Source organism: Pantoea sp. y20, from assembly GCF_054903455.1.
Genome location: NZ_CM142816.1, coordinates 2,483,223 through 2,498,345, shown reverse-complemented (window position 1 = coordinate 2,498,345; position 15,123 = coordinate 2,483,223). Strand labels below are relative to the sequence as shown.

12 protein-coding genes are annotated in these 15,123 nt (G+C 48.8%); all 12 read left to right on the top strand.

Features of this window, described 5'->3' with window-relative positions:
* The first annotated feature begins 144 nt into the window (after nt 1–144).
* Entirely contained in the window at nt 145–900 is a 756-nt protein-coding gene (locus tag ACYAC5_RS11740; RefSeq protein ID WP_280171796.1) for a hypothetical protein, read from the top strand.
* A 30-nt stretch (nt 901–930) separates the two neighbouring features.
* Nucleotides 931–1,197, top strand: coding sequence for a PAAR domain-containing protein (locus tag ACYAC5_RS11735; protein ID WP_280171795.1), 267 nt, complete (start codon nt 931–933; stop codon nt 1,195–1,197).
* Between the two features lie 3 nt (nt 1,198–1,200).
* On the top strand, nt 1,201–2,361 hold the full coding sequence (locus ACYAC5_RS11730) for a hypothetical protein (RefSeq protein WP_280171794.1): 1,161 nt from the start codon (nt 1,201–1,203) through the stop codon (nt 2,359–2,361).
* Nucleotides 2,348–5,737: an ImcF-related family protein gene (locus tag ACYAC5_RS11725; RefSeq protein ID WP_462061796.1), complete on the top strand. Its 3,390-nt coding sequence runs from the start codon at nt 2,348–2,350 to the stop codon at nt 5,735–5,737. The genes ACYAC5_RS11730 and ACYAC5_RS11725 overlap by 14 nt, the downstream gene beginning before the upstream one ends.
* On the top strand, nt 5,734–7,317 hold the full coding sequence (tssA, locus tag ACYAC5_RS11720) for a type VI secretion system protein TssA (RefSeq protein ID WP_462062974.1): 1,584 nt from the start codon (nt 5,734–5,736) through the stop codon (nt 7,315–7,317). The genes ACYAC5_RS11725 and tssA overlap by 4 nt, the downstream gene beginning before the upstream one ends.
* Before the next feature lie 20 nt (nt 7,318–7,337).
* The gene (locus ACYAC5_RS11715; protein ID WP_462061795.1) at nt 7,338–8,054 is read left to right on the top strand and encodes a YidX family protein; all 717 of its coding nucleotides are present in this window, start codon (nt 7,338–7,340) and stop codon (nt 8,052–8,054) included.
* A gap of 47 nt (nt 8,055–8,101) precedes the next feature.
* Nucleotides 8,102–8,482, top strand: coding sequence for a DUF805 domain-containing protein (locus ACYAC5_RS11710; protein ID WP_462061794.1), 381 nt, complete (start codon nt 8,102–8,104; stop codon nt 8,480–8,482).
* 305 nt (nt 8,483–8,787) lie between these two features.
* On the top strand, nt 8,788–9,099 hold the full coding sequence (locus tag ACYAC5_RS11705) for a DUF805 domain-containing protein (RefSeq protein WP_462063005.1): 312 nt from the start codon (nt 8,788–8,790) through the stop codon (nt 9,097–9,099).
* Nucleotides 9,030–9,185: a DUF805 domain-containing protein gene (locus ACYAC5_RS11700; RefSeq protein WP_225614389.1), complete on the top strand. Its 156-nt coding sequence runs from the start codon at nt 9,030–9,032 to the stop codon at nt 9,183–9,185. Before ACYAC5_RS11705 ends, ACYAC5_RS11700 begins: the two co-directional genes overlap by 70 nt.
* Before the next feature lie 80 nt (nt 9,186–9,265).
* Complete coding sequence (locus ACYAC5_RS11695) at nt 9,266–11,995, top strand: type VI secretion system Vgr family protein (protein ID WP_462061792.1); 2,730 nt, start codon at nt 9,266–9,268, stop codon at nt 11,993–11,995.
* Nucleotides 11,992–13,836: a phospholipase D-like domain-containing protein gene (locus ACYAC5_RS11690; RefSeq protein WP_462061791.1), complete on the top strand. Its 1,845-nt coding sequence runs from the start codon at nt 11,992–11,994 to the stop codon at nt 13,834–13,836. Before ACYAC5_RS11695 ends, ACYAC5_RS11690 begins: the two co-directional genes overlap by 4 nt.
* Nucleotides 13,837–13,838: 2 nt before the next feature.
* The gene (locus tag ACYAC5_RS11685; RefSeq protein ID WP_192411638.1) at nt 13,839–15,119 is read left to right on the top strand and encodes an SEL1-like repeat protein; all 1,281 of its coding nucleotides are present in this window, start codon (nt 13,839–13,841) and stop codon (nt 15,117–15,119) included.
* The last annotated feature ends 4 nt before the right edge of the window (nt 15,120–15,123 follow it).

The window sequence follows — 15,123 nt, the reverse complement described above, 5'->3', positions numbered from 1 at the left end:
TCATTACATTATTCTAAAAATAAATTAACCGGCTGTTTTGTACGTTGCACGGCTTAGTCGTGGGACACCTGAGAGTAACAGAGCAAATGCCTGATGGAAGAGCTGCCCTGGAACGTTTCTGTGCGAAAGTAAGGAATATGAGTAATGAAAATATTAAATATACTATGCCTGATGCCGCTCTTAATCCTGAGCGGCTGTTCGCGAGGCGAGGAACTATCCCCACCAACAAATGGTAAGACGGTTAAAATATCGGTAGTTAAACCAGTAGAGGTAGATATTTTACCAATGGATATAATTTACCGCTCTGAAAAATGCAGAGATAAAATATTCACTTCTTCGGGGGGGATAACGACCCGGGCAGGTTATCACCTTTTGACTGTTCCTTTTTATAAAGAAACGGGAAGCTACAAGGTAAGTAGTAGTATTGCCATAGATGGTGGAGGTAGGTGTGAATGGAAGTTGAGCAATATAAAATTTGATTTTCAATATCATAACATGAAACATTTTGGCGGAAATGTTAAGAATAATATACCAGCAGATATTGTTTTTGTTTTTGATAAAAATGCACCTCCTCGAGGGGATGGAAATTATGACAATGTCTATGGTGCCGTAGAAATTGAAAAAAACTACTTCCCTCTAATTAGGAAGAACTCTGCTGAAGGTACATTAACACTAACTATAAAAGGTCAACCAATGTTGACTTACCGTGTTTATGATGCGAATAGCATTGTTTTTAAGCCTACTTTCCATCCAGATATGCTTGTGACGGCTATTCCTCCTGCAAAAAAAGGAGAGGGTTTTACTCTCATCTATCCAAATGGTGAAAAAATCGTAGACCATCACTTTCCTAATTCAGAAAAAACAAAATATGATTTTGTGAAACAAAAGCTCGCTAAGTAATAAACTGTAAATTTTATGATAAGGAGATATATGTCCAAGGGATTTGTTTTGTTCGGCGATAAAACAACACATGGAGGTCAGGTTATATCGGCATCATCAACCATGATCGCCAATGGTAAAAAAGTAGCTCTCATAGGAGATGAAATAAGTTGTCCGGTAAAGGATCACGGTACTAATCAGATTATTGAAGGCTCTACGGAGTGGTTATCTGATGGTAAAGCGATTGTTGTGGACGGCTGCCATTGTGAATGTGGTTGCCAGGTTATTTCCAGTGCGCCGGATTGCGCAATAGGATAAGTGATGGGCTGGGAACGTCAGAAATCTAATGTTGCAGGTTTACCCAAAGAACCTTCACTTATCATGTGGCTTATTGTTGGTGTTTCTGCTCTAGTCACTGGAGTGCTGTTATTTGTGCTTCATGCTAACCAGATGTTAGGGGAAATCCAAAAGTATAATCTGTGGTTAGTTACTGCAGGTCCTTTATTTGTCTGGTTTGTCCTCATTTGCCTACGCGGTTGGCGTTATAATAATGTTCTTGATAAGTATCAATTTGAATTAGATGAAGCCAATTATGCCCAGCAACAATGGTCTACGTGGGCGAACCGTCATATCGCAGTGTTGCACCACGGTGCCATTCTCCCCCGCTACCTGACATCGGGAACTCTGCTTCAGGCATTTCCGGATGTCGAGCAATTTATTAAGCAAGCCATTCGCATCAATTTTCAGGAAAATACAAATGGGCTTTCTTTATTAATTTGCAGCGTTCGCGATGCGTTAGAAAAACTTCCAACTGATTTACCCCTTAATGTCACACTGTTAACTGATTCACAAAGTGAAGATCTATTGCTGCGGAAAAACTTCTCTGAAGCCTGGCAGAAAAATATGTCTTCTGTTCGTCCGGTTTCTGTGGTGAATATTTTGAAATCAAAGTCTTTTCTCTCTCTCGAAGAGCGGCTTAAATCGCCGACCCTGGATGTGGATCTGATTCTGGTTCATCAGACTCAGGGCAGGGATAAATACAGTGACGCGCTGGCAGCCCTCCTACTGACCTCTGATGATGTGGCTACAAAATACAGGCTTAGCCATCATGCGCGCTTGCTTCGGCCTATGTCGCTTGATACGGGCATAACATTGAAGGCAGAACTCGATACCTTTTTTTCCATTCAGTCACAGGCGATCACTACGGCTGCAATTGTGGGTGACAGCATGAAGTGGGGCGATGACTTTTCTACTCTCTTGGCCTGCGCCAACAAATATGAAGGCTCCTGGAGGCCAGAGCAATGCCACTGGCTGGAGAAGTACGCTGGACTTAGTGGCCCTTTTTCACCTTGGATTCTGGCAGCTGTCGCCGGCGATATTGCTGCGCTGACGAAAGAGAACTGCCTGATGCTTTCAAGGGATAGTGAGAAACGTTTTATAAATACCGTAACTATAGGAAATATGATGAATGGCGAAGGATAGTTCAGTGTGGCGTGGCAACTGGGGACGCCTTAGCCTTACTGTGTTGATTGCTGCGGCAATAGCGCTGGTCATCTGGACAAAGGGCGGGATGATCGGGCTTTACAGCATTGGACCAAAGCTGTTAGGAATTGCTGTAGCGCTGCTCCTGCTTCTGATCGTTTTTCATGGCAAAACAATCGGCCTCGCAATGAAATTACAGTGGTCACGGTTACAGGCAAAACGTAAAAATGTGTTACCCGCTGATGAAGGCCGCGTCAGGCAGACTCCGCCCCACAATGTCACCGTTGATACCATCCGTAACGCCATGCGTAACCTCTACGGTCGGCCCTGGGGACGTAAAACACGCATCCTGCTGATAACCGGTACTGCCGCTGAAGTGGAGCAACTGACTCCAGGTCTTACAACTCAGCTCTGGCAGGAAGATCGCGGCACATTATTACTATGGGGAGGCGATCCCGCATCCTCACTCGATGAAAATTGGCTGACGGCCCTCAAACGTCTGCGTCGTCGTCCGGCTGATGCGATGATCTGGGTTACCTCCGCCGTTGATCATCTTGCCGATACTTCAGTCGTACCTGCCACAGCATTACCTTCTGCCGCCGCGATGGATGCCACCTCCCACGCGTTATCGGCACGCTACGAGAAGCTGGGCTGGCGGTTGCCGCTTTATGTCTGGTCGCTGCATCCGCGCGCCGACAAGCAGCCGGGCCGCATGACTCAGGCGGTGGGCGTTCAGACTCTTACCACAGGCAAAATAGACAAGTTACTGGTGGAGTTGGCAGCGCAGCTCACCACCCAGGGCATTCAGCAGGCGGCAGGTTCGCCGCAGCATCGTTTCCTGCTTAGCCTGGCAGACCAACTGACGCGTGAACCTGAAACACTCAACGCGCTGATTGCACCACTGCAGAATCCGTATCGACCGCTTCCGCTGGCGGGGCTGGTATTTAGTCCACCGTCTGAAGGTGCAGAGCGCGCAGTACCCAATCACTGGGGCCTCGATAATCGCTGGGATGCGCTGCCGTCTACATTCACTTCGTTGCCCGCGCACCTGCGTCCGCAGCGTCGCGGCTTTTCCTGGTCGCGCCTGCTGGCATCCGTGGCGTGCCTGGCGGTGATTGCCTGGGGCGCGGGCCTGCTGGTGTCGTTCACCACCAACAGCAGCGTTATCAGCAACGCTCATACGCAGGCGATGCAGGCGGCCGATACTGGACAACCGCTGCAGCAGCGTCTGATGGCGCTTTCTGATCTGCAGAAAACCATGCAGCGCCTGCAACATCGTGCGGAGCACGGTACGCCTTGGTACAGCCGTCTTGGACTGAATCAAAACGACGCGCTGCTGGCAGCACTCTGGCCGCGTTATGCGCAGGCGGCGCTGCCGCTGCTGCGCGATGCTGCAGCCACGCATCTGCGTAAGGAGCTGCAGACGGTCGCTGACCTGCCGCCTGACAGCCCGCTGCGCGACACGCTCGCCAAACCGGCTTACACCCAGCTCAAGCTGTGGCTGATGCTGGTGCGCCCTGAACGCATGGATTCAGCATGGTTCAGCCAGGCGCTGATGCAGGACTGGGCGCAGCGCGCAGATGTGGCTACAGGTTACTGGCAGGGCACAGCGCCCGGCTTAATGGCGTTTTACGGCGCAGGCCTGGTTGCGCATCCTGAATGGAAACTAAAGGCGGACCCGGAACTGACCGGCCAGGTGCGCGCGCTGCTGGTGCGTCAGCTCGGCGTCAGCAACAGCGAATCGCGCCTGTATCAGCAGGTGCTGGCACAGGTGTCGCGCAACTATGCCGATATGCGACTGACTGATATGACTGGTGATACCGATGCGGCGCAGCTGTTCAGCACCGACGAAGTGGTGCCGGGCATGTTCACCCGTCAGGCGTGGGACGAGGGTGTGAAACCGGCGATTGAGAAAGTGGCCAGCGCGCGCCGCGAGGAGATGGACTGGGTGCTGGGCGATAATCCGCCCGCGACCAGCAAATCCTCCTCGCCCGACGTACTGGAAGCGCAACTCACTAGCCGCTACTTCGCCGATTACAGTGCGGCCTGGCTGAACTTCCTCAACAGCCTGCGCCTGCAGCCCGCGCCGACGCTGTCGGATGCCATTGACCAGCTGACGCTGATAGCCGACGTGCGTCAGTCGCCGCTGGTGGCATTGATGAACACGTTGAACGTGCAGGGGCGTACCGGTCAGACCGGCGGGGCGCTCGCCGACTCGCTGGTGAAGTCGGCGCAGAACCTGTTTAGCAAAGAGAAGCTGCCGGCAATTGATCAGAATGCCGGGCCGAGCGGTCCGCTGGATGCCACCTTTGGTCCGCTGCTGTCGCTGACCGAAGCGCAGGGCAGCTCGTCGTCAATGAATCTGCGCACTTTCCTCACCCGCGTCACGCAGGTGCGCCTGCGTCTGCAGCAGGTCACCAACGCCGCCGACCCGCAGGCGATGACGCAGACGCTGGCGCAGACGGTGTTCCAGGGCAAAACCGTCGATCTGACTGAAACCCGCGACTACGGCAGCCTGATTGCTGCTGGTCTGGGACAGGAGTGGAGCGGCTTCGGGCAGACAGTGTTTGTGCGCCCGATGGAGCAGGCCTGGCAGCAGGTATTAAGTCCGGCGGCGGAAAGCCTCAACGTCCAGTGGCAACAGGCGGTAGTGAGCGAGTGGAACAGCGCCTTTGGCGGTCGCTATCCGTTCAAAAACGTTAGCAGCGAAGTTTCTCTGCCGCTGCTGGCGAAGTATCTCAACGGTGATACCGGCCGCATCACCCGCTTCCTGCAAACCCGACTTAACGGCGTGCTGCACCGCGAAGGCACGCGCTGGGTGCCGGACAGCATCAATGCGCAGGGGCTGACCTTCAACCCGGCGTTCCTGAAGGCGATTAACCAACTTAGCCAGATTTCCGACGTGGTGTTCACCACCGGTGAAGCGGGACTGCACTTTGAGCTGCGTCCCGGCACGGCGGCAGGCGTATCGCAGACGACGCTGACCATCGACAGCCAGAAGCTGGAATATGTGAACCAGATGCCGGCCTGGAAGCGTTTCACCTGGCCGGCGGATACCGAAGCGCCGGGCGCAACGCTGAGCTGGGTCAGCACCGAGGCGGGTACACGATTATATGGCGACATGCCGGGTGGCTGGGGCTTGATTCGTTTGCTGGACAAAGCGCAGGTCACCGCTAATCCAGGCATCAGCAGCAGCTGGCAACTGAGCTGGGCCGCGCCCGATGGCCGCACGCTGAATTACATTCTGCGCACCGAAGCCGGTGATGGCCCGCTGGCGCTATTGCGGCTGCGCAACTTCACGCTGCCATCCGATATTTTTCTCCAGAGCGCCACAACTATCGCGCCGGAAGACCTTAACGTCACGGAGGACGAATAATGCCGCTTAAATCTCTTATCAGCGCCTGTGGTGAAGACGCTGAGACGCTGCGCGCCCAGGCAAAACAGCAAATCGCACTGTGGAATAACTGGCTGCAGCCGGTATCGGCGGACAATCCCGCCGGTGAGGACCCGACCTATCACGACGGTTTTCAGCAGATGCAGGAGGAGGTTAACCGCCTTTCCGGGGCGGACACCACGCTTATCTGCGAGCTGGCGGAGAATCTGCTCACCACCACTACCAAAGACATCCGCGTGGCGGCCTGGTATAGCTGGGCACGCCTGCAGCTTGATGGCGAAGCCGGGCTGGCTGATGGCTTGTCATTAATGGCCGGGCTACTGACGCAGTTTGGTAGCAGCCTGCATCCACAACGCGCGCGCAGCCGTGAAGCGGCACTGCGCTGGCCCGCCGGTTCGCGAATGCTCGACACACTTTCACTTTATCCAGAAGTCACCAAACAGGATGCGTTGCGTATCGCTGGCGCACTGTTGTTGATTGAGGACGCGAGCCTGGAGCACGGCGGTGCCGGGCTGGGCAGTCTGTATGCGGCGCTGGAAAATCGCCTGCTTAAAGCGGGTGGCCCGGATGCGGTGGTGCCACAGGCGGCGGGTGAGGGTGATAAGCATCAAACCAGCGGTCCGGCTGCGCCACAGATGGGGGCGATAGCCTCCGGACGCGAGCTGCTGGATCAGGCGCGCACGCTGTCGAAATACCTGCGTGATCAACCCGGCGGCTGGCTTGCTGCGCACCGTCTGATGAAATCCCTGCGCCACGATACGCTGCTGCAACTGCCGCCGCTTTCCGGCGACGGTAAAAGTCGTATCGAGCCGCCAAAAGCCGACCAGCGCGCGCAGCTTAAACGTCTTTGGCTGCAGCAGAGCTGGCAGGAACTGACCGAGCAGGCCGACAGCCTGTTTTCGCGTGGTGGTAATCATTTCTGGCTTGACCTGCAGTGGTACATCCATCAGGCGCTGACGCGCGCCGGCAACACCACGCTTGCCGCCATCGTGCAGGACGATCTTAAAGGACTGTTGTCGCGCCTGACCGGCCTGGAAACGCTGGCGTTCAGCGACGGCACGCCGTTTGCCGATGAGGTGACGCTCGGCTGGATACAGCAGCAGGTGATGAACACCGAACCCGGTTGGGGCGAAGGGTCGTCAGCTTCTCCCGGTGCCAGCAATGAAGATGACATTCTGCAACTGGAAAGCGAAGCCGTAGAGCTGGCCGACCGGGAAGGCATCGAAACCGCGCTGAACTGGCTGCAGCATCGGCCGGGAACTGCTTTACCGCGACAGCAGTGGCTGCTGCGTCTGCTGATGGCGCGCGTCGCTGAGCAGTTTGGCCGTCAGGAAATGGCGTTACATCTGCTTAGCGGGCTTGATAGCAGCGCAGATGACATGACGCTTGGCCAGTGGGAACCGTCGCTGCTGTTTGAAGTGAAATCAAGAAGGCTGAAATTAATGCGCGCCCGCGCTGGGCGCAGTGAAGCGGATAAAGCGCGAGTGCAGCCGGAAATGGAACAACTGCTGGCCGGGCTGGTTGATATTGATGCAGCGCGAGCTGTGGTGCTGTTGGGTTAATAATTCAAAAGGATGTTGCAATGTTATCTATTCGTGTACTCGCTCTGGTTATGGTGTGTTTATTAACCGGTTGTACTCAGCTCTTATGGACTTTAAATGACTATCAATCAAAAGGATATAACCGAGAAATAAAAATCGCAGACAGGGTTAATGGCATATTTAAATATAACAATATCAGCCTAACTGTAAGTGGTGGGGAAGGTGAAAAGGACATCATCAGACTACCAGAAAACGGTATTGGATTTGTGGGGGAGAAAAATATTTACTTCGTGACGGTCAATGGTAATGAGTTGCTTGCATTAGATGCGATCATAAAAAATATCCCATTGAAAATGAATAATCATGATAAATACATAAATATCGGCGTGAATGGCTATTATGATAAAAATGTTAATGCTGCCTTTCAGCAAGTAATGAATGTCATGACCAGACAGTCCGTGGCTGAATTAACGGCATCGCAAAAAATATTGCTGGAAAGCAATGGCTTTAAATCTTCTAATGGTTACTATCATCGACTGGTAAGCATCGAAGGAATTATCATAAACAGACAGCGCTTAGGAGATTCATTCCCGGATGCTTCATCTCTAAATGATAGTTATCAAGTCCGTTTTTACTCTGATTATTTGTCCAATAACGTTGATGCTGGAAAGCTGGCATTCAACCTTGCAATGACACCTGTTACTTTGATAGGTGATATCATTCTCAGTCCTCTTTATTTAATTTCAGTGATGCAGTGATTATCACTGTTAATTATTAAGTGTTATGTCTATGAGTTGGATTTGAAATGTTCAAAACCATTGTTCGATGTTACATTTCTGGCTGGCGCAATACCTTTAATTATAGGGGATGTGCGAGCAGGAAAGATTTTTGGATTTTCATTCTTGTTAATTTAATAATTTTGAACTTATATTCAGCAATAACTGGAATGCTGACTCTAACCGGAAGTAGCATAGTTGATGTCTTATTGTTCCTTTCGATGGGGTCTTCTCTCCAACTGTTATTTATAAGCATCCTGATCATCCCTGTAATCTCATTAGGCGTAAGAAGAATGCATGATATCGGCAGGAGTGGCAGGTGGTTTAGTAGCCTGCTACTCAGCAATATTTTTATTATTCCTGTATTTCTTGGTGCTATGGTCAACAGTATTGCAAATCACTTTTCATAGGATATCGCACTCTCAATATCTATCTGGGCAAGCCTGGTGTTGAATTTAAGCGTTATTTTTTACCTGACATATCTGTGCTGTAAACCTTCAGTAAGACCATCACCGCTTCCACATTAACGCAATAAAAAAACAATCAGAGTGCTGTAATGAAAGATCTCACCCTGCGCTATTACGACACCGAAATGCGCTAGCTGCATAATGCCGCTAAGGAATTTTCCGCCACGCAACCTGATAGCACTAAGAAGGACAAAATAGACCGGGCTGGCGCGCCGGATCCGATAGGTGGGTTAACTGTTAGGGATTAAATGATGAACGACCGCTTAGCGGAATGTTACGCCGGAGCCTGGCGTAAAACATTCGATTATAAAAACTGCGCCACGCGCAAGGAATTCTGGTCATTTATTCTGGTCAGCACGCTCCCATCTTTATGCTCAGGCGCCGTGCTTCTTATTGCTCTTATTAGGGTTGATTTATGGGTGGTTATATTTTGTGGAATTGGTCTTGCGACTGTTATGTCATTTTCCAGCGTAATCATTATTTTTCTTTTATGTCGCTGGGAATTCGACGCATGCACGATATTGGCCGCTCAGGTTGGTGGTTTGGCTTCCTGTTTATAGGAAGTGTTTTTTTCTTTCCTGTAAGTCTGTTTTTATTATACCTATGCAGTAAGCCTTTGCTCCATCTGCATCCGGTTTATCTCTGAATAAATAATTAGAGCTCTGTGTAAGATTTTTAAGATTCACTATTAAACTTAATTATTAGTATCTTTACGTCATGGAGGACATGATGAATACATCCGGTATTCTACAGAAAGTTTTGTCGGTCTCATTAAATCGCTATTATCTCGATTTACCGGGCAGCACCTTTAGTACTGATGTTGAAGAGATTGAGGGAAAGGAGGAGATGAGCGAACTGTATCGTTACACAGTTCGTTTCACCAGCGATGCTGGCGACATACAGCCTCAGCAGATGCTGCGGAAAAAAGTCTGGTTAAATATGCAAGCTACCTCAGATGAGCTGAAATCGGTATTGCCTGAAAAAATCGTTAAAGTCATACACGGAGTGATAACTCACTTTCGGCGATTGCAAGGTTCACGCGATCAAGTAAGCTATGAAATTATTATTGAGCCATTTGTTTCACTGCTAGGTAAACAATTCCACAGTCATCGATTTTTCGTCAATAAATCAGTGCCTGAAGTGGTAACGAAAATACTTACTGAACATGGTCTGGAAGCCTGGCAATACCAATTTAGCCTGAAGCAAAGCTATCCAAAGCGCGAACAAATTAATCAGTACCAGGAAAGTGATCTAAAATTTATTCAACGTTTACTGGCTGAAGTAGGAATTTTTTTCTACTTTCGCTTACAGGAGGATGCGCGCACTGAAGTAATCCATTTTGGTGACAGTCAGGTGTCATTTAATACTGTCAAATCGCTGCCGCTTAACAGCCCTTCAGGTATGGGTGATGGCGGAAAAGATTCGATCTGGGAACTAAATCTTAATCATCAGGTTGTGGAAGCTAGCGTATCCGCTAAAGATTATAACCATCGTGAGGCGCAATATATTTTACGGTCTGCGGAAGCGGATATGACACGGGGCGATGGCGATGAAACTAATTATGGCAAGGTTTATCATTATCGACCTCGCCATCCGCAATCTGGTGACAAGTACACACCAGCTGCAGAAACCGCAAACTTCTATGCACGTTTGGATCATGAACGCTTCCTCGCTAGCCGAACATCCATTACAGCAATAAGCACCGATCCCTCTCTGGCTGCTGGGCAAACGCTGATAATAACCGACAATAGTGTTCCTTCAACCTTGCCAGAGTTGCTGCATAACCCACTGCTAATTATAAAGTTGAAGTTCGTTGCCAGTCGGGAATCAGCCATGCGAGTGACGATTGGCGCCGTGCCATACAGTGAAACAATTTGCTGGCGTCCAGCAATGCTTGTACGCCCTAAAGTCAGCGGCACCATGACAGCGCGAGTCACTAGCGCAAAAGATAATGATATCTACGCCTGGCAGGACGCTTCAGGTCTTTATCGTGTGGTGTTTGATGCGGATGAAGAGAGCAAAGATCGCGGGCAGGAGAGCATGCCAGTGCGACTCGCCAAACCTTATGGCGGCGATATGTATGGCTTCCACTTCCCACTGATTCAGGGAACGGAAGTAGCGATAGCCTTCCGCGAAGGTGATCCTGACCAGCCTTATATTGCTCACGCGCTTAATGATTCGCGCCATGTCGATCACGTCACCGAAAAGAACAGCACACGCAACGTTATCCGCACCGCAGGTTCAAACAAACTGCGCATGGAAGATAAGCGCGGTGAAGAGCACGTCAAACTCAGCACCGAGTATGGTGGTAAATCACAGCTAAGCCTGGGGCACCTGGTTGATTCCTCGAGAGCCAAACGCGGTGAAGGTTTTGAACTGCGCACGGACAAGTGGGGCGGGATTCGTGCTGGAAGCGGTATTTTTATAAGTGCAGATAAGCAACCTGGCGCTGGTGCAGAAGTGCTTGAGATGCAGGATGCACTTAACCGCTTGCACAATGCAGGCAATCAAATGCAGCAGTTAGCTGATGATGGAAAAGCCGCAGGCGCAGAACCTGCGCAAGTGGAAACTCAACTTAATTTCATGCGCGAAGAGTTAGAACAGCTCAAGCAAGCAGTCGCACTGCTTAGTGCGCCGCAGGGAATCGCGTTAACCAGCGGTAAACATTTACAGCTTGCAGCGGCAAAGAACTTAATCGCCACCGCAGAGGCAGACGCTGATGTTGGCATCGTCAAACGCATGTTTATCGGTGTGGGCGAGGGACTGAATGTATTTGTGCGCAGGATGGGTATCAAGCTATTAGCAAATCAGGGGCCGGTTTCGATTCAGGCGCAGAACGATCAATTGCAATTGCTTGCAAGGCAAGGACTGGAAATTACCAGCACCGAAGAAGAAATTCATATCATTGCTAAAAAGAAAATCGTGCTGAATGCCGGGGGAAGCTACATTACGCTGGATCCGTGCAAAATTGAGTTGGGCACCGATGGTGACTTTGCGGTGAAATCAGCAGATTTCGCCTATAGCGGACCGGCAAGTATGACGGCGGAACATCCTGAATATCCCGAAATCCAATCCACCGCTAAGCAATTATTGAATCTCAAAGTACCAATGTCACCTGATGCAGAAGCCGGAAGCTGGGCTGGCATGCCGTATACGTTGTACGCCGATGGAGCAGCGATAAAACAGGGCGTGCTGGATAACACCGGCAATTTACCGGTTGAACATCAAACCGTGACGAAATCTTATCGCTTGGTAATGGCAAACGGTGTTAGCTACCAGATTCCCGTCGCCGCCACTTATCGCAATCCAGAGCAAGGTGTTCTAGCGAATCGCGGCATTCATCATCATCACTCGCAACCTGCAGAAGAAATTAATGCTCCGGATTCGCACACCGGGCACCGTTCGCTCTATGCCGCATTACTTGATGGTATTAATGACAGGGAAAAAGACGCATGAGTCAGTCAGATATCGTTTCACCTATTGCAACTGATATAACCCATCAATGTGTGATTACACCGCCGTGGTTTGTACAGGGCAGCGAATATCAACCTTTACCGGCGACCTATTTTCCGCTGATTAATGGTGAGGAAGCATTTGGTGCGGTGCATCATGCCATCGAAAATGCGCGAAAATCAGTGGATATTATTTGCTGGGGTTTTCAACCTTCAATGTATTTTGTGCGTGATGGTCAAGCCCCCTGTATTGGGCAACTATTAGAAGATCTTGCACAGAAGCGTGACATTGAAGTGAGGATCCTAGGTTGGGAAATGCCGTTTAATACCGCTGGATTTGGTGGTGAAGCTAATTTGCCGGGTAAATTTATTACTGGAGTTAAAAATAGAGCGGGTCAAACCTCGACTAATGATCAATTTTCTTTTGATCAGGATTGGTTTGAAAAATATGCGCTTGCTAACACCATTAAAGAGATATCGCGTGGAATAGGAACTACACCAAAAAAACTGCAGCAGTTCCCACAATTTGTCAGCCGTGGCTTTAATGTAGATGAGCGTGCGGAAATTGCTTATCAGATTAAGTTCAATAGCCTTGATAAAAATCTGAGCAATATGAGCACTGCTACTATGGCAGCGAGTGTTACACACCATCAAAAAACAGTGTTAGTGGATTATGAACTGCCGGAGAGAGCGGTTGGTTTTGTAATGGGTCACAACATGCTGGATGAATACTGGGACACAGACGCGCATTCAGCTGCTAATCGAGGTGAGAATAGACTCCCACCGAATAAAGGTGCGACTGGTGCACTGCCACGTCAGGACATTTCCAGCCGGGTAACCGGACCAATACTAGAGCATTTGCATCATAATTTCGCGACTGCATGGAAGAGAGAAACCGGGCAGGATCTCTTGTTGCAGCGTCACGCCAGTGAAGTGGCTAAAAAAATGAAGCCGCAAAGATCGCTTGGTGCTCCATTAATGGCACAATTGCTGCGCACTCAGGCGCAGGAAGGTAAGCGAGATATTGAGAAACTCTATTTGCAGGCAACAAACAATGCAACGCAGTTTATCTATATTGAGAACCAGTATTTCCGCTGGCCTCCACTGGCAGAATTGATCAAGAAAGTCGCAGCAGATCAGACTCGTGAAGGACGCGATCCAGGAAAACACGGATCACTATATCTTTTTGTTACAACCAATGTGAGTGAGCAGGGAATTGGGCCTGGCAAAGTGAATACGCAACGTATGCTCGAGAGTTTGGGGCGTGCTGATACTATACCTGGAATTACCAAATTAAGACGTAAAGAGATGTTGTGGAATGAAATGCCAACTCCACCATCTATTGATGCAACCTACGCTGATAAATTAAAATATATTCAGGGGCGAGATAAGAAAAAAGCTGAAATCAGAGCAAAAGAAAAGGAAGTTGATAATAGTGTGGTTGTTTCAGTAGAACATCCCGGGTTAAAAATTCATGTCTGCTCTTTAGTTGCACCTGACTCTGATCCAAATGATTGGATGCCAGTATATATTCACTCTAAGTTAATGATCATCAATGATGTATTTACCACGCATGGGTCGGCCAATATCAATACTCGAAGCATGCAGGTTGATAGTGAAATGAATATTGCTCATTGTAATACATCAGTAACAAAGGTGATGCGGAAGAGATTGTGGAATTTGCATACTAATAATTTAGGTGGGCAGGATGATGCAGGGGAAGCATACATAGAATGGGATAGATTAATTCAAAGTAATAAGGTTTTTGAAGGTGAACATCACCCTCCAGAAGTTTCTCTTATTGAGTTTTACTATGCTGAAACAAAGTTAACCGATTTGGATTAATCATGAAAAATATTTTGTGTTTTATTTTACTGCTTATTGCCTGCGATCAGAGCAGGGGACATGCTTCATTGATAGGTAAAGGCACCATGGATTCATTGTTAAATTTAAATTATAAAAAAGAGTTTGTTTGCAGCCGGCAAAAAATGATTGAGTCATCGCCTGATGCAGAGGTTATATTTAACTATGCGCGTTGGATGCAAAAAAATAATCAACTTAAACAAGATGAGAACGTGTACTCTCAAGTAGAACGCCTTTATCGTATTGCTTCAGAGAATGGTAATGCTAAAGCTAACATAAACTTACAAAATGGTTCACTTAGAGGATATTTTTATTTAAAAGATGATGAGCGTTTGCGTATGAGTCAGGAGTTAATTAATCATGGCATTGGTGCTGGGTATTATTTTGTTGCGATCTATCTTCAGCATGGTGTTGCAGGTTTACAGAAAGACCAAGAGATGGCTTTACGATATATGCGTAAAGCTGCTGATGAAGGAAATCCACAAGCGCAGGCTTATGTTGGTGATAAATTAGCACCAAAAGATATTGCTCCTGAGATTGGTTTACAACTCCGCCGTTGTGCAGCAGAGCAAGGAGAAGGAAGGTCTGCGCTTTCCTTAGGGATTTACTATCAATTAAACAAGCAATTTGAGGCTGCCATTGAAGCATTCCAATTAGGCGTTTCTGCAGGTGATGCAGCATCTGCAAGCTTCCTAAAACATGGTTTTGACGGTCCGACAATATCAGAAAAAATTAATTATTTAGGGCAACAAAAAGATACTGAACGTACTAAAAGATATGAAATTATAAGTACAATTCTGAATGATTATTCTTATGCAAACCCTTCCATTCCAGAAATAGATGAAATTGTGCCACTTCCACCCGCACCGTTACCCGCCTGGGATGGAAAATTGAAATGGCTGGAAGAAAGAGAAGCCAATATTCCACCTGAAAAGCCCAGTGAAGCACTGATTAACCAAATGGCACGAGATAAACAACTCGATCCTGCTACCGGCAAACCATTACCAGAGTCACCACATTTTGTTCGTGATGATTCCATCAAGCTATCATGCCGTAATGGTGAGGTGTGTCCCGTGAGTGGATATTGGGAAATGGAATGGTGGGATTACAATAGCCTTAATACTCAGAGGATAGTGCGTTTTAATCAGGGAGATATTCTGCCTGCTGACAGAGTACGGCGCGTGGTCACTCGTCCCTGGCCATTCGAGGACAAAATTGTGATTGAAGAGAAAATGATGGCGTGGCGTTTAATCGCTGAAGCTTAAGGTG